Below are 15,186 nucleotides of genomic sequence, written 5' to 3' on the forward strand. Positions count from 1 at the left end.
CGCCGGTCGGAGGTCCGGCCGGCGCCGTCGCGGCGAGGGCGGCAGGTCAGCCGATGTTGGCGACGCCGTCGTCGTAGGCCGTGCCGAGCTGGTCGAGCACGCCGGCCGGGTCGGTCGACTGGTTGATCGACGACTGGAAGGCGGAGACCAGCACGTCGTAGTAGCCGGGCACGGGCCAGTCGGGGTAGAACGCCAGGCCGTCGTTGTCGAGGACCTCGTTGAACGCCGTGATGAGCTCCTGGCTCTTCGGGTCGGTGATGTCCGTGGGCTCCGCGGCGACCGGCAGGCCGCCGTTGTTGCCGAGGATCGCCTGGATCTCGGGCCGCATCGTGATGTCGATGAAGTCGTACGCGAGGTCCTTGGCCTTGGAGTTCTCCGGCACGACCCACAGGTTGCCCGAGGACCCGGCGTTGAACTCGTTGCCCGGGAAGTTGAAGATGCCCCAGTCGGCGTCGGTGATGTCGGTCGCGAAGCGGCCGTACCACCAGCTGCCCGAGACGAAGATCGGCGAGGTGCCGCTGATGAAGCTCAGCCCGGCGTCCTCGGCCTTGAGGCTCGCGGAGTCGGAGGCCATGTAGCCGGCCTTGACCCACTGGTCGAACGTCTCGGCGCCGAACTTGAGCGGGTCCGCCTGGAAGTCCACCGGCTCCTTGTACGTCTGGTAGTTGTCGATGAAGGAGCGGTCGGCCTTGGCCATCGCGAGCTCGTAGTAGAGCTGGCCGGCCGGGTACTCGGCGCCCGCCATCGCCAGCGGCGTGATGCCGTCGGCGACGAACGTGTCCATGACGGCGGTGAACTCGGCCAGCGAGGTCGGCACCTCGACGCCGGCGGCCGCGAACATGTCCTTGTTGTAGTAGACCGTCACGAACTCGCCGTAGTTCGGGACGCCGTACCAGCTGCCCGAGCCCATGACGCCGTTCTCGTCGTACCTGGCCGTCGTCTGCAGGCTCTCGGCGAGCTTGTCGTCCCAGCCGCGCGAGGCCGCCTCGTCGGAGAGGTCGGTGAGGAGCCCCTGCGACGCGAGCAGGCCGGCGGTCGCGTTGCCCTTGTTGTACTCCATGATGTCCGGGCCCTCGTCGGAGCTCAGCACCATCCCGGCGGTCTGCTGGATCTGCTCGAACGCCTTCTGCTCGAACTCGACCGTGACGCCCTCGTGCTCAGCCTCGAACACCTTGATCGACTCGTCCCAGGCCTTGCCCATGGCACTGTCGGCACCCTCGTAGTGCCAGAGCTTGAGGGTCGTGGCGTCCGACGCCGCGCCGTCGTCCGAGTCAGCGCCGCCGCACGCCGCGAGGGCGAGCGGGAGGACGGCCAGCGCGGCGATCAGGCCCACTTTGCGATTGGTCAACATGTACGTCTCCTCATTGAGTGGTGCAGATGGTCGAGCGGGGTGGTGGTCGAGCGGGGTGGTGGTCGAGCGGCTAGGGGGTGAGCGGCACGGGCGGCGGGCCGGTGCTGCCGCCCGGTTCCAGCGGGCACGGCAGCAGCACGGGGTCGACGGCGGGGAGCTCGTTCACCGTCAGCAGCGCGAGCAGCGCCTCCACCCCGAGCCGGCCGAGATCGGCGCCCGGGGCGTGCATGGTGGTCAGGGGCGGATTGCTCATCGCGCCCACCCCCGGGGAGGTGACGATCGACAGCACCGAGAAGTCCCGCGGGATCTGCCGGCCCTGCGCCTGGAGCTCGACCGTCGCACCGAACGTCGCGATCTCGTTCATCGTGATGACCGCGGTCAGGCGCGGGTCCCGCGCGAGCAGCTCGGCCATCGCGGCGCGACCCGCGCCCGGGTCCTCGTCGCACAGGATCGACTCGGGGCTCAGGCCCCGCGCGCGCATCGCGTCGGCGTACCCCTCGTCGGCCCGGATCGTCGGCGCGTACCCGTCCGCCCGGCTCGCGGCGGAGTGGTTGAGGAACGCGATGCGCTCGTGGCCGAGCCCGGTCAGGTGCGCGACAGCGTCCTCCGTCGTGCGGGCGAAGTCGATGTCGACGTAGCTGAGGTCGGCGACCTGCGCCGTCCGGCCGATCATCGTGAACGGCACGCCCGCCGCGCGCAGCGCCTCGACCCGCGGGTCCTCGAGCCGGACCTCCATCAGCAGCACCCCGTCGGCCTGCCCCTGCTGGGCGAGGTCGCGGATCTCGCCCGGCTGGTTCGCGCCGAGCGGCCACAGGACGAGCTGGTAGCCGTGCGCGCTCGCCGTCTCGGCCGCGCTCGCGACGAACTCGCTGACGGTGCCGCCGAGGCCCTGCTGCATCGCCGGGTAGGTGAGCGCGAGGACGTGGCTGCGGCGGCTCGCGAGGCTGCGGGCCGCCGCGTTGCGCTGGAACCCGAGCTCGGCCATGGCCGCCTCGATGCGCGCCTTCGTCCGGCTCGAGACCGGGCGCGCGTCGCTGAGCGCGTAAGAGACCGTGCTGAGGGAGACGTTGGCGAGCCGCGCGACGTCCTGCATCGTTGCCATCTCAGCCTCCGTTGGCCGCAGATCGAATGTCGGTGGAGATCGAAGCGCTTCGTCGAAGCGCTTCGATGCATTGGATCATCCACCAAACGAATCCATCGGTCAAGACCGTGTTCCTACCCCGCGCACAGGGGGAGGTCGGCCGCTGCCGGTGGCTTCGGGGGCAGGTCGCTGGCCGGACCGGGCCGCGGCGTCCGATCTGGTCGGTACCGTGGTCACGACGGCGCCGATCGGCCCGCCCGACCGCCCGCCGACCGACGCCCCGACCACGCCGACCGACCCGCCGACCCGCCGACCTGCCGAAGGACCGCAGCCCATGCCTGTGTACGACCTCCCCCGCGCGGAGCTCGAGAGCTACCTGCCCGACATCGGCGAGCCCGCGGACTTCGACGCCTTCTGGGCGAAGACGCTCGCCGAGACCCGCGCGTTCGACCTGAACCTGACCGTGACGCCCGTCGACACCGGCCTGCGGCTCGTCGACGTCTTCGACGTCGAGTTCGCCGGCTTCGGCGGGCACCCGATCAAGGCGTGGCTCACACGCCCGGCGGCGGCCGTCGCCGGCGCGGGCCCGCTCCCCGCCGTCGTGGAGTACAACGGGTACGGCGGCGGCCGCGGCCTGCCGCACGAGCACCTCGGCTGGGCGAGCGCCGGCTACGTGAGCCTGTACATGGACACGCGCGGGCAGGGCAGCCAGTGGGGCAGCGGCGGCGACACGCCCGACCCGGTCGGCTCCGGGCCGGCCGTCCCCGGCTTCCTCACGCGTGGGCTGCTCGACCCGGCCGACCACTTCTACCGTCGCGTGTTCACCGACGCGGTGCGCGCGGTCGAGGCGGTGCGCGCCGTCGACGGCGTCGATCCGACGCGCGTCGCGGTGACCGGCGGAAGCCAGGGCGGCGGCATCACGCTGGCCGTCGCGGGCCTGGTCCCCGGCCTGCTCGCGGCGATGCCCGACGTGCCGTTCGGCAGCCACTTCCGCCGCGCCGTCGACGTCGCGGACACGACGCCGTACACCGAGATCACGCAGTACCTCTCGGTCCATCGCGGGCACGCCGACGCGGCCTTCCGGACGCTCTCCTACCTCGACGGGGTCTCGTTCGCCCGGCGCGCGAGCGCGCCGGCGCTGTTCTCGGTCGCGCTGATGGACCCGATCTGCCCGCCCTCGACCGTGTACGCCGCGTACAACCACTACGGCGCGCTCGGGGGCGAGCCCGCCAAGCAGCTCGAGGTCTACCCGTTCAACGAGCACGAGGGGGGCGCCGGGCACCAGTTCGCGCGGCAGCTGCACTGGCTCGCCGAACTTGCCGGACTCGCCGGACTCGCCGGGGGCGGCGCTACCCCCGGCCACCTCGAGGGGAATGCCCGATGACCGCCTGGACCGACCGCGCCGGCCACCGCGGCTGGCTGTGGGACGAGTCCCTGCGGCTGCTCGAGTTCGGCCGCCGCGCCGTGCCCGCCGGCCAGGGGGCCGGGTGGCTCGACGACGACGGCACCGTCGACCCCGATCGCCCGGTCTTCACCTGGATCACCGGGCGCACCGCGCACGTGTACGCGCTCGGGCACCTGCTCGGTGTGCCGGGCTGCCGCCCCGTCGCCGAGCGCGCGATCGCCGCGCTGCGCACCAGCCTCCACGACGACGAGCACGGCGGCTGGTACGCCTCGATCGCGCCGGACGGCACCCTCGACACCACCAAGAGCGCATACGCGCACGCGTTCGTCGTGCTCGCGGCCTCGACCGGGACCGTCGCGCAGCTCGATGGCGCCCGCGCCCTGCTCGACGACGCGCTCGCGGTGCTCGACGCCCGGTTCTGGGAGCCCGCCGCGGGCCTGAGCGCGGACGAGTGGGACCGCACGTGGACCACGCTCGAGACCTACCGCGGCGTCAACGCCAACATGCACACCGTCGAGGCGCTCCTCGCGGCGGGCGACGCGACCGGCGACGCGCGCTGGCACCAGCGCGCGGCCACGATCGCGGGGCACGTCGTGGCGTGGGCGGGCGCCAACGGGTGGCGCATCCCCGAGCACTTCGACGCCAGCTGGGCCCCTCAGCTCGAGCTGAACGCCGACCGGCCCGACGACCCGTTCAAGCCGTACGGGGCCACGGTCGGCCACGGCCTCGAGTGGGCCCGCCTGCTGCTGACCGTCGACGCGGCGCTGCCCGGCGCGCCAGACGAGACGCTCGTGGCTGCCGCGGTGGCGCTCTACGATCGCGCGGTCGCGGACGGCTGGGCCGTCGACGGCGCCCCCGGATTCGTGTACACCACGGACTGGGCCGGCGCTCCCGTCGTCCGCACGCGGATGCACTGGGTGGCCGCCGAGGCGATCGGCGCCGCCGCCGCGCTGCACCGGGTGACCGGCGACGAGCGCTACGCGGGGGACTACAGCCGCTGGTGGGACTACGCGAGCGAGTTCCTCGTCGACCACGACCGCGGGTCCTGGCACCACGAGCTGGACGCGTCGAACGTGCCGAGCGCCGACGTCTGGCCCGGCAAGCCCGACCTGTACCACGCGTTCCAGGCGACGCTGCTGCCGCTGCTCCCCCTCGCGCCCGGCCTCGCCGTCGCGGTGCGCGACGAGCTGGGGTAGCTCAGGCCACCCACTCTCCCGCCCGCAGCACGCGCAGCGGCCGCAGCCCGGCGTCGACCTCGACGACGTCGGCGCGGCGGCCGGCCTCGAGCGCGCCGACGTCGCGGCGCCCGAGCACGCCCGCGGGGGTGCCGCTCGCGGCGAGGACGGCGAGCTCGAGGGCGACCCCCGAGTCGACGACGCAGCGCACCACGTCGAGCAGGTGCGCCGTGCCGCCCGCGATCGCGTCGCCGTCGGCCAGGCGCGCGACGCCGTCGGCGACCCGGACGCGCATCGGGCCGAGGTCGTAGGTGCCGTCCGGCATCCCCGCGGCGGCCATCGCGTCGGTGACCAGGGCGATCGAGCCGGCGCCGACGAGGTCGAAGACCGCGCGGATGGTCCCCGGGACCAGGTGCGTGCCGTCGGCGATGAGCTCGACGACGAGCTCGCCGCGCCCGGCCGCGGCCAGGCACGACGCGATCGGGCCCGGGTCGCGGTGGTGCAGCGGGCGCATGCCGTTGAACAGGTGCGTGGCGGTGGGCCGCGCCGAGCGGGCGCCGGGGGCCGCCAGCGCCGCGCGCGCGGCCGCGATCGCGGTGTCGACCTGCTCGGAGGACGCGTCGGTGTGCCCGAACGACGGGATCGCCCCGACCTCGACGAGGGCGTCGATGACGCCGCCCGGGCCGCAGATCCCGGCGACCTCGGGCGCGATCGTCATGGTCACGAGGTGCCCGCGAGCCGCGGCGGCGATCCGCCGGACGAGCTCGGGGTCGCCCCCGAGCATGTCGGCAGGGTTCTGCGCGCCGCGCCGGGCCGGCGACAGGAACGGCCCCTCGAGGTGGATCCCGGCGAGCTCGCCGGCGTCGGCGAGGTCAGCCAGCAGCGCGGCCCGGGTGACGAGGGTCCGCGCGTCCGCGGTCACGAGGGACGCCACCAGCGTCGTCGTGCCGTGGGCGAGGTGCTCGCGCGCCGCCCGCCGGGCTTCGTCGACCGTCGTCGCGTCGGGGAAGCTCGCTCCGCCGCCGCCGTGGTTGTGCAGGTCGATCAGCCCGGGCAGCAGGGTCGTGCCCGGCGCGGGCGCGGGCGTCGCCGCGACGACGGCGGCGAGCGCGGCCGGGGCGGTGGCGCTCGCGACCGCCCCGACCCAGACGATCGTGGTGCCCTCGATGACGACGGCGCCGTCGTCGACGACCTGGTACGGCGTGACGACGCGCCCGCGCAGCACGACGGGGATCTCGCCAGTCGCCTCGGGAAGAGTCACCTCAGGAGAAGTCATGGCCCCATCCTCTCGCAGCGCACTGTCGGACGGGGCCGCTCGCGGCCGCTCGCGGGCCTCGAGGCAGCCCGCGCGCCGGCAGGCCTTGCCCCAGCGGGCCGCCGAGCAGCAGGGTGGTGCCGTGGCGGGTGACACGACGTGGGGAGGCGCCCGATGACCGAGCGATACGAGAGCTACGCCGGCGCGCTCGAGCGCGCGAGCGCCTATGCCCGGGACTGGCTGACGGGCCTGCCCGACCGGCCGATCGGCCCGCGGGTGGCGGCCGACGCCCTCCTGGCCGACCTCGCCGGCGCCCTGCCCGCCGGGCCGACCGACCCGGCCGACGTCGTCGACCTGCTCGCCGCGGCCGTCGAGCCGGGCCTGATGGCGATCGGGTCGGGGCGCTTCTTCGGCTGGGTCATGGGCGGCACGCTCCCCGCCGCCCTGGCCGCCGACTGGCTGGTGAGCGCGTGGGACCAGAACGCCGGGATGCGGTACTCGACCCCCGGCGTCGTCGCGGCCGAGGAGGCCGCGGGCGCGTGGCTGCTCGACCTGCTCGGCCTGCCGGCCGGCGCGGACGTCGGGTTCGTCACCGGCGCGACGATGGCGAACTTCACGGGGCTGGCCGCCGGGCGCCAGCAGGTGCTCACCGACGCCGGCTGGGACCTCGACACGCTCGGGCTCACGGGGGCGCCGCGCGTGCGCGTCCTGGCCGGCGCGGAGCGCCACGACTCGGTCGATCTCGCGCTGCGCTACCTCGGGCTCGGCGCGCCCTCGCTCGTGCCGGCCGACGACCAGGGCCGCATCCGGCTCGACGCGCTCGACGACGCCCTCGCCGCGGGCGCCGGCCCGACGATCGTCTGCCTGCAGGCGGGCAACGTGCACTCGGGCGCGTTCGACCCGATCGGTCCGGCCGCCGCGCTCGCGCACGCCCACGGCGCCTGGGTGCACGTCGACGGGGCGTTCGGCCTGTGGGCCGCCGCCTCGCCCGCGCTGCGCGGGCTGCTCGCCGGCTACGCGGCGGCGGACTCGTGGGCGACCGACGCGCACAAGACCCTCAACGTGCCCTACGACTGCGGCATCGCGATCGTCGCGCGGCCCGCTCCCCTGCGCGCCGCGCTCGGGGTGCACGCGAGCTACCTGATGCCGGCGGATCCCGGCCCGGGCGACCCGTTCGAGCGGGTGCCGGAGTTCTCGCGCCGCGCGCGGGGCGTCCCGGTCTGGGCCGCGCTGCGCTCGCTCGGCCGCGCCGGCGTCGCCGACCTCGTCGACGGCCTCGCTCGCAACGCCCGCGCGCTGGCCGCGGGGATGGCCGGCATCGAGGGTGCACGGGTGCTCAACGACGTCGTCTACACGCAGGTCAGCGTCGCGTTCGAGGACGACGCGCGCACTCGCGACGTCGTGGCTCGGCTGCTGGCCGGCGGGACCACCTGGATGTCGGGGTCACGGTGGCAGGCCCGCGACATCATGCGGATCTCGGTGAGCAACTTCGCGACCGACGACGCCGATGTCGCCGCCTCGGTCGAGGCGGTCCGCCGCGCCGCGCAGGCCAGTCAGAACGAACAAGGCCGCCAGCGGGAGGACACCGGCCAGCCCGATCGAAACGGTCAGAAGAGCCGGGCGCCCGAGTCGTCGACGCCGCGCATCGCGTCGTAGTCGAGCACCAGGCAGCCGATGCCGCGGTCCGTCGCGAGCACGCGCGCCTGCGGCTTGATCTCCTGGGCCGCGAAGACGCCGCGCACGGGCGCCAGGTGCGGGTCCCGGTTCAGCAGCTCGAGGTACCGCGTGAGCTGTTCGACGCCGTCGATGTCCCCGCGCCGCTTGATCTCGATCGCGATCGTCGCGCCGGCCGCGTCGCGCGCGAGGATGTCCACCGGGCCGATCGCCGTCGGGTATTCGCGGCGCACGAGGCGCGCACCCGCGCCGAGCAGCTCGATCTGCGCCGCAAGCATGACCTGCAGGTGCGCCTCGACGCCGTCCTTGATCAGGCCGGGATCGACGCCGAGCTCGTGCGCCGAGTCGTGCAACACCTCGTGCAGCTCGATCACGAGCCGGTCGTCGCTCTTGGCGTGCTGCACGACCCACACCTGCACGACGCCGCGGGCCGCCGCGTCCTCGTCGGCGGCCGTCACGACGAGCTTGCACGGCGGGCTCATCCAGTTCAGCGGCTTGTACGACCCGCCGTCGGAGTGCAGCAGGACGCTGCCGTCCGCCTTGACCACGAGCAGCCGCGTGGCGAGCGGCAGGTGCGCGTTCAGCCGGCCGGAGTACTCGGCCGAGCACGTCGCGACGACCAGGCGCACGGGGGGACGTCCTTCGAGAGTGGGAAAGTTCGGGTGGGGAAAGAGTCCGGGTCGGGGCGGCAGTGCCCGGCGAGACGGGCTAGATGATCCGGATCACGGTGCTCGGGGGCGCCGCCTCGAGCCACGAGGCGAGCCCCGCGTAGGCCTCGGGCGACATCGTGAGCTCGAAGTCGTCGTCGAGGTGGCGGCACCGCACGAGGTAGAGGTCCCCGCGGCCGGCACCCGCGAGCGAGACCCGGCCGACCACCTCGAACTGGGCGCGCCGCCACGACCGGGACGGGCGGGGCGCGAGCGACCACGACCGCCACCAGTCGAGCCGGCCCGCGCCGTACTGCGCGATCCCCGCGACCCACGGGCCGTCCGCGGGCTGTGCGGGGCGGGCGGCGCACTCGAAGGAGCCGACCCGCCCCGACAGGGTCCGGATCCGCGACGCGATGAGCGCGAAGACGGCGACCGCGCAGGCCAGGACCAGGCAGACCGCGACCCCGACGAGGGTCACCGTCATCGACATGTCGTCAGGTGCCGGTCAGCGGGACGCTGCGTCGGTGCTCATCGTGACGGAGTCCGCCACGATGGTCACGCGGTTCGCGTCCACGGACAGGAATCCGCCGGCGACCGTCCCGCTCACGTGCGCGCCGGAGACCGGCGTGACCCGGATCTCCCCGGCGCGCAGCACCGACAGCAGCGGCGAGTGGCCGGGCAGGATCCCGATCTCCCCGTCCGCGGCCGGCGCGCTGACCATGCTCGCCTCGCCGGACCAGATCTTGCGATCGGCCGCGACGAGGTCCACGTCGAGGTGCGCCATCAGACGCCGTACTCCTTCTGGATCCGGGCCCAGTTGCGCTCGAGGTCCTCGAGCCCGCCGATGTTGAAGAAGGCCTGCTCGGAGATGTGGTCGAACTCGCCGTCCGCGATCCGAGAGAAGGCCTCGATGGTCTCCGCCATGGGCACGGTCGAGCCGGGCACGCCGGTGAACTGCGTCGCCATGTAGGTGTTCTGCGACAGGAACTGCTGGATGCGGCGGGCGCGGAACACGACCGTCTTGTCCTCCTCGCTGAGCTCGTCGACGCCGAGGATCGCGATGATGTCCTGCAGCTCCTTGTTGCGCTGGAGGATCTGCTTGACGCGCGTCGCGGTGTTGTAGTGGTCCGCGCCGACGTAGCGCGGGTCGAGGACCCGCGAGCTCGAGGCGAGCGGGTCGACGGCCGGGTACAGCCCGCGCGAGGCGATCTCGCGCGAGAGCTCCGTCGTCGCGTCCAGGTGCGCGAACGTCGTCGCCGGCGCCGGGTCGGTGTAGTCGTCGGCGGGGACGTAGATCGCCTGCAGCGAGGTGATCGAGTGCCCGCGCGTCGACGTGATGCGCTCCTGGAGCTGGCCCATCTCGTCGGCGAGGTTCGGCTGGTACCCGACCGCGGACGGCATGCGCCCGAGCAGCGTCGAGACCTCGGAGCCGGCCTGCGTGAACCGGAAGATGTTGTCGATGAACAGCAGCACGTCCTTCTGCTGCACGTCGCGGAAGTACTCCGCCATCGTCAGCGCGGACAGGGCCACCCGCAGGCGCGTGCCCGGCGGCTCGTCCATCTGGCCGAACACAAGGGCCGTCTGCTTGATGACGCCCGACTCGGACATCTCCTCGATGAGGTCGTTGCCCTCGCGGGTGCGCTCGCCGACCCCGGCGAAGACGGACACGCCGTTGTGGTTGTTCGCGACGCGGTAGATCATCTCCTGGATCAGGACGGTCTTGCCGACGCCGGCGCCGCCGAACAGGCCGATCTTCCCGCCGAGCACGTACGGCGTGAGCAGGTCGATGACCTTGATGCCGGTCTCGAACATCTGCGTCTTCGACTCGAGCTGGTCGAAGGCCGGGGGCTTGCGGTGGATCGGCCAGCGCTCGGTGATCTCGAGCTTCTCGCCCTCCTTGGCGTTGAGCAGCTCGCCAGTCACGTCCCAGACGTGGCCGAGCGTGACGTCGCCGACCGGCACGCTGATCGGCTCGCCCGTGTCGGTGACGACGGCGCCGCGCACGAGTCCGTCCGTGGGCTTGAGGGCGATCGCGCGCACCATCGAGTCGCCCAGGTGCTGGGCGACCTCGAGGGTCATCGTGAACGATCGCTCGCCCTCGCCCTGCGACGACAGGTCGATGTCGACGGTCAGCGCGTTGTACATCTCCGGGATGGCGTCGGCGGGGAACTCGATGTCGACGACGGGGCCGATGACGCGGGCGACCCGGCCCGTGCCGGCCCCGCCCGCGGTGGTGGCCGCTGTGGTAGCGGTAACAGTCATGTGTCTCTCGCTTCGCTCGGCCGGAGCGTGCCCCGGGAGGTCTGTACGTCGTGCTGTCTGGTCTGGCGTGGTGCGGGGCTCATGGCCCGTCGAGCGGCGTCAGGGCGTCGCGAGCGCATCGGCGCCCGAGACGATCTCGCTGATCTCCTGGGTGATCTCCGACTGGCGGGCCTGGTTGGCGCGCCGCGTGTAGTCGCGGATCAGGTCCTCGGCGTTCTCCGTCGCTGTGTGCATCGCCCGCTGACGCGCGGCGAGCTCCGAGGCCCCGGCCTGCAGCAGGCAGCTGTAGATCCGGCTGCGCACGTAGCGCGGCAGGAGCGCGTCGAGCACGTCCTCGGGCGAGGGCTCGAAGTCGTACAGCGGCAGGGTCTCGCTCGGCTCCACCGGCGCGACCCCCTCGACGATCTCGAGGGGGAGCATCCGGATGACCCGCGGGACCTGCGTGACCATGTTCACGAACTGGGTGAACACGACGTGCACCTCGGCGACGCCACCGTCGTCGGCGGGAGCGAGAAACGCCGCGAGCAGCGTGTCCGCGATCTCCTGCGCCTGCTCGGCCGTCGGGGCGTCCGTCTCGCCGGACCAGCTCTGCACGACCTCGCGGCCGCGGAATGCGTAGAACGACACGCCGCGGCGGCCGGCCACGTAGAGCGCGACCTCCTTGCCCTGGCCCTGCAGGAGCTCGACGAGCTTCTCGCTCTCGCGCAGGACGCTAGCGGTGTAGGCGCCCGCCATCCCGCGGTCGGCCGTCGCCACGAGCACGGCGACGCGCTTCGTGTCGCTGCGCTCCGTCGTCAGGGGGTGCCCGACGTCGGAGTGCGTCGCGACCGCGGAGACGGCCCGGGTGATCGCCCGGGCGTACGGCGCGGCGGCGGCCACGCGGCCGCGCGCCTTGCCGATGCGCGAGGCCGCGATGAGCTCCATCGCGCGGAAGATCTTCTTCAGCGACTGTGTCGACCGGATCCGCTCCCGGTAGACGCGCTGCTGGCCCGCCACGTCAGCCCTTCTTCTGCTTGACGATCTGCTCCTGCACGACCTCGACCTCGGGCTCTTCGTCGCCGCCGACGAGCGGCGTGCCGTCGGCCTTGAGGAACCCGTTGCGGAAGTCGCCGACCGCCGCGTCCAGCTCCTTCTCGGTCGCCTCCTCGAGCTTGCCCGACGACGCGATCGTCGTGAGCACCTCGGTGTTGCGGCGCAGGTGGTCGAGCAGCTCAGACTCGAACCGGCGCACGTCCTCGATCGGGACGTCGTCGAGCTTGCCCTTGGTGCCGGCCCAGATCGACGCGACCTGGTCCTCGACCGGGTACGGCGTGTACTGGGCCTGCTTGAGCAGCTCCATCAGGCGCGCACCGCGCGTCAGCTGAGCGCGCGAGGCGGGGTCGAGGTCAGAGGCGAACATCGCGAACGCCTCGAGCGAACGGAACTGCGCGAGGTCGATCTTGAGCGTCCCGGACACCTGCTTCATGGCCTTGACCTGCGCCGAGCCGCCGACGCGGGAGACCGAGATGCCGACGTCGACCGCGGGGCGCTGATCGGCGTTGAACAAATCGGACTGCAGGAAGATCTGCCCGTCCGTGATCGAGATGACGTTGGTCGGGATGTACGCCGAGACGTCGTTCGCCTTCGTCTCGATGATGGGCAGCCCCGTCATCGAGCCCGCACCCAGCTCGTCGTTGAGCTTCGCGCAACGCTCGAGCAGGCGCGAGTGCAGGTAGAACACGTCGCCCGGGTACGCCTCGCGGCCCGGCGGGCGCCGCAGCAGCAGGGACACGGCGCGGTACGCCTCGGCCTGCTTCGACAGGTCGTCGAAGACGATCAGGACGTGCTTGCCCTCGTACATCCAGTGCTGGCCGATGGCCGAGCCGGTGTACGGCGCGAGGTACTTGAAGCCGGCCGGGTCGGACGCGGGAGCGGCGACGATCGTCGTGTACTCGAGCGCGCCGGCCTCCTCGAGGGCGCCGCGCACGGCGGCGATCGTCGACCCCTTCTGGCCGATCGCGACGTAGATGCAGCGCACCTGCTTCTTCGGGTCGCCGGTCGCCCAGTTCGACTTCTGGTTGATGATCGTGTCGACCGCGACGGCCGTCTTGCCCGTCTGGCGGTCGCCGATGATGAGCTGGCGCTGGCCGCGCCCGATCGGGATCATCGCGTCGATGGCCTTGAGCCCGGTCTGCAGGGGCTCGTGCACGCTCTTACGCGCCATCACCCCGGGGGCCTGGAGCTCGAGCGCGCGGCGGCCGGTCGTGGCGACCGGGCCGAGCCCGTCGATCGGGGTGCCGAGCGGGTCGACGACGCGGCCGAGGTAGCCGTCACCGACCGGGACGGACAGCACCTCGCCCGTGCGGCGGACCTCCTGGCCCTCCTCGATGCCCGTGAACTCCCCGAGCACGACGACGCCGATCTCGCGCACGTCGAGGTTGAGGGCAAGGCCGAGGGTGCCGTCCTCGAAGCGCAGCAGCTCGTTCGCCATCGCGCCGGGAAGTCCCTCGACCTGGGCGATGCCGTCGCCCGCGAGGATGACGCGGCCGACCTCTTCGGTCACCGCGGCGGTCGGCTCGTAGGACTTCACGAAGCTGTCCAGCGCGGCCCTGATCTCGTCGGGCCGGATCGTCAGCTCAGCCATTGCTCTTCTCCCGTCGTGTCCGGCCCAACAACAGTGCGCCGGTCAAATGTGTCGTGCGGTGCGGCAGTACGCCGACCGTCAGCTAGCAAGTCGTCGTCGAGCATCGTCGAGGCGCGAGAGCACGGTCGAGTCCACGACATCGGACCCGATCTGGATCCGCAGGCCGCCGATCACGCCGGCGTCCACGGTCACGTTCAGCTGGACCTGGCCGCCGTACGCCTGCCCCAAGATCGCGGCGAGGCGGTCGCGCTGCGCGTCGCTGAGCTCCGCGGCGGAGGTCACCGACGCGACGAGGCGGTTGCGGCGCGCGGCGGCGAGGTCACCCGCGTGCCCCAGGGTCGCGGCGAACCGGCGCCCGCGCGGGTGCGCGGTCGCCCGGCGCGCGATGAGCGCCGTCACGGGGGCCGCGCGGCCAGCCAGGATCTGGTCGACGAGCGCGATCCGGCGGTCGGCCGCCACGGTGGTGTCGAACAGCGCGCGACGCACCTCGCGCTGGCCGATGAGCGCCCTCGTGATGCGGAACAGCTCGTCCTCCACGCGGACCAGCTCGTCGTCGGCCTCGGCCGAGGCGAGCACGGCCTGGAAGCCGAGCTCCTCGATCGCCTCGGCCAGGTCCGCCTCGGCGGACCAGCGCGAGCGCACGAGCGAGTCGACCAGGTCGATCACCTCGGGGGTGGCCCGCGCGAGCACGGCCCGAGACAGCCCGGCCTTGGCGTCGCCGTCGATGGACGGGTCCGTTAGGGTGCGGCGCAACGAGCCCGAGCCGTCGAGGGCGTCGACCAGGGCGAATAGCTGCTCGCCCAGCTCGGACGCCCGGACTCCGGCGCCGCGCAGCACGGGGTCGAACCGCGCGGTGGCCTCCTCGAGCGAGACCCGGCTCGTCGCGCGCATCACTTCCCCTTGCCTGCGTCCGCCGTGGTGGACGCGTCGAGCTCGTCCAGGAACCGGTCGACCACGCGCGACTGGCGCGCGACGTCGTCGAGGGACTCGCCGACGATCTTCCCGGCGAGCGCGGTCGCGAGCGTGCCGACTTCGCTGCGCAGCGAGACCGACGCCTGCTTGCGCTCGGCCTCGATCTGGCGCTGTGCCGTCTCCAGGATCCGGTCTGCCTCGCCCGAGGCCTTCGTGCGCAGCTCGGCGATGATCGCCGCACCCTCGACGCGCGCTTCCTCACGGATGCGCGCGGCGTCGGAGCGCGCCGCGGCGAGCTCCTGCGTGTAGCGCACGAGCGCCGCGTCGGCCTCCGCCTGGACGGACTCCGCCTTGGCGAGCCCGCCCTCGATCTTGGCGGTGCGCTCGTCGAGGATTCTCGTGAAGCTCGGCAGGATGAACCGGTAGAACGCGATCGCGATGATCACGAGCACGATCGACGACCACACGATGTCGTAGACCGCCGGGATCAACAGCTCGATGCCCTGGGGCTCCGAGCCTTCTTCGGCAGCCGCCAGCACGGCGGCCGTCAGCGCCGGGACGATCATGTGAACAGGAAGCCCGTGATCAGGCCGAGCAGTCCGAGCACCTCGACGAAGCCGATGCCGATGAACATGGTGGTGCGCAGCTGGCCGGCGACCTCGGGCTGGCGTGCGATGCCCTCGATCGTCTTACCGATGAGGATGCCCAGACCGATTCCCGGGCCGATCACGGCAAGGCCGTACCCGATGGTCGCGACGTTGCCGGAGACCTCGGCAAGAGTGATGGTGTCCACGATTT

The 15,186-nt window shown here is 72.8% G+C and carries 15 protein-coding genes; 3 read left to right on the top strand and 12 right to left on the bottom strand.

What is annotated here, in order from left to right; all coding sequences use genetic code 11:
- Positions 1-46: 46 nt before the first annotated feature.
- Positions 47-1,351, bottom strand: coding sequence for an ABC transporter substrate-binding protein (locus tag J4E96_RS15610; protein WP_227422987.1), 1,305 nt, complete (start codon positions 1,349-1,351; stop codon positions 47-49).
- 70 nt (positions 1,352-1,421) lie between these two features.
- Positions 1,422-2,453, bottom strand: coding sequence for a LacI family DNA-binding transcriptional regulator (locus J4E96_RS15615; RefSeq protein WP_227422988.1), 1,032 nt, complete (start codon positions 2,451-2,453; stop codon positions 1,422-1,424).
- A gap of 313 nt (positions 2,454-2,766) precedes the next feature.
- Between J4E96_RS15615 and J4E96_RS15620 the strand changes: the two genes are divergently transcribed.
- Together J4E96_RS15620 and J4E96_RS15625 are read left to right on the top strand one after the other, a co-directional pair.
- Complete coding sequence (locus J4E96_RS15620) at positions 2,767-3,816, top strand: acetylxylan esterase (RefSeq protein ID WP_227422989.1); 1,050 nt, start codon at positions 2,767-2,769, stop codon at positions 3,814-3,816.
- On the top strand, positions 3,813-5,033 hold the full coding sequence (locus J4E96_RS15625) for an AGE family epimerase/isomerase (RefSeq protein ID WP_227422990.1): 1,221 nt from the start codon (positions 3,813-3,815) through the stop codon (positions 5,031-5,033). Before J4E96_RS15620 ends, J4E96_RS15625 begins: the two co-directional genes overlap by 4 nt.
- Before the next feature lies 1 nt (position 5,034).
- On the opposite strand, the gene J4E96_RS15630 is transcribed toward J4E96_RS15625, so the two are convergent.
- A complete protein-coding gene (locus J4E96_RS15630) occupies positions 5,035-6,288 on the bottom strand; it encodes an N-acetylglucosamine-6-phosphate deacetylase (RefSeq protein WP_227422991.1) in 1,254 nt (417 codons plus the stop codon).
- A 153-nt stretch (positions 6,289-6,441) separates the two neighbouring features.
- On the opposite strand from J4E96_RS15630, the gene J4E96_RS15635 reads away from it, so the two are divergent.
- Positions 6,442-7,923, top strand: coding sequence for a pyridoxal phosphate-dependent decarboxylase family protein (locus tag J4E96_RS15635; RefSeq protein WP_227422992.1), 1,482 nt, complete (start codon positions 6,442-6,444; stop codon positions 7,921-7,923).
- On the opposite strand, the gene nucS is transcribed toward J4E96_RS15635, so the two are convergent.
- The 9 genes from nucS to atpE all read right to left on the bottom strand — a co-directional run bounded on the left by nucS (position 7,875) and on the right by atpE (position 15,181).
- The gene (nucS, locus tag J4E96_RS15640; protein ID WP_227422993.1) at positions 7,875-8,570 is read right to left on the bottom strand and encodes an endonuclease NucS; all 696 of its coding nucleotides are present in this window, start codon (positions 8,568-8,570) and stop codon (positions 7,875-7,877) included. The genes J4E96_RS15635 and nucS overlap by 49 nt on opposite strands.
- 79 nt (positions 8,571-8,649) lie before the next feature.
- The gene (locus tag J4E96_RS15645) at positions 8,650-9,075 is read right to left on the bottom strand and encodes a DUF2550 domain-containing protein (protein WP_227422994.1); all 426 of its coding nucleotides are present in this window, start codon (positions 9,073-9,075) and stop codon (positions 8,650-8,652) included.
- A 21-nt stretch (positions 9,076-9,096) separates the two neighbouring features.
- Positions 9,097-9,375 (bottom strand): F0F1 ATP synthase subunit epsilon, encoded by a 279-nt coding sequence (locus J4E96_RS15650; RefSeq protein ID WP_227422995.1) that lies wholly within the window; start codon positions 9,373-9,375, stop codon positions 9,097-9,099.
- Positions 9,375-10,853, bottom strand: coding sequence for a F0F1 ATP synthase subunit beta (atpD, locus tag J4E96_RS15655; protein ID WP_227422996.1), 1,479 nt, complete (start codon positions 10,851-10,853; stop codon positions 9,375-9,377). The genes J4E96_RS15650 and atpD overlap by 1 nt, the downstream gene beginning before the upstream one ends.
- Before the next feature lie 99 nt (positions 10,854-10,952).
- Entirely contained in the window at positions 10,953-11,849 is an 897-nt protein-coding gene (locus J4E96_RS15660; protein WP_227422997.1) for a F0F1 ATP synthase subunit gamma, read from the bottom strand.
- Position 11,850: 1 nt separating this feature from the next.
- Positions 11,851-13,476: a F0F1 ATP synthase subunit alpha gene (gene atpA, locus J4E96_RS15665; protein WP_227422998.1), complete on the bottom strand. Its 1,626-nt coding sequence runs from the start codon at positions 13,474-13,476 to the stop codon at positions 11,851-11,853.
- A 78-nt stretch (positions 13,477-13,554) separates the two neighbouring features.
- Positions 13,555-14,367 (bottom strand): F0F1 ATP synthase subunit delta, encoded by an 813-nt coding sequence (locus tag J4E96_RS15670; RefSeq protein ID WP_227422999.1) that lies wholly within the window; start codon positions 14,365-14,367, stop codon positions 13,555-13,557.
- Entirely contained in the window at positions 14,367-14,954 is a 588-nt protein-coding gene (locus J4E96_RS15675) for a F0F1 ATP synthase subunit B (protein WP_227423000.1), read from the bottom strand. The genes J4E96_RS15670 and J4E96_RS15675 overlap by 1 nt, the downstream gene beginning before the upstream one ends.
- Positions 14,951-15,181 (bottom strand): ATP synthase F0 subunit C, encoded by a 231-nt coding sequence (atpE, locus tag J4E96_RS15680; protein WP_227423001.1) that lies wholly within the window; start codon positions 15,179-15,181, stop codon positions 14,951-14,953. The genes J4E96_RS15675 and atpE overlap by 4 nt, the downstream gene beginning before the upstream one ends.
- Between the last annotated feature and the right edge of the window lie 5 nt (positions 15,182-15,186).

Origin of the sequence: Pengzhenrongella sicca (assembly GCF_017569225.1) — a bacterium.
Lineage (GTDB): Bacteria > Actinomycetota > Actinomycetes > Actinomycetales > Cellulomonadaceae > Pengzhenrongella > Pengzhenrongella sicca.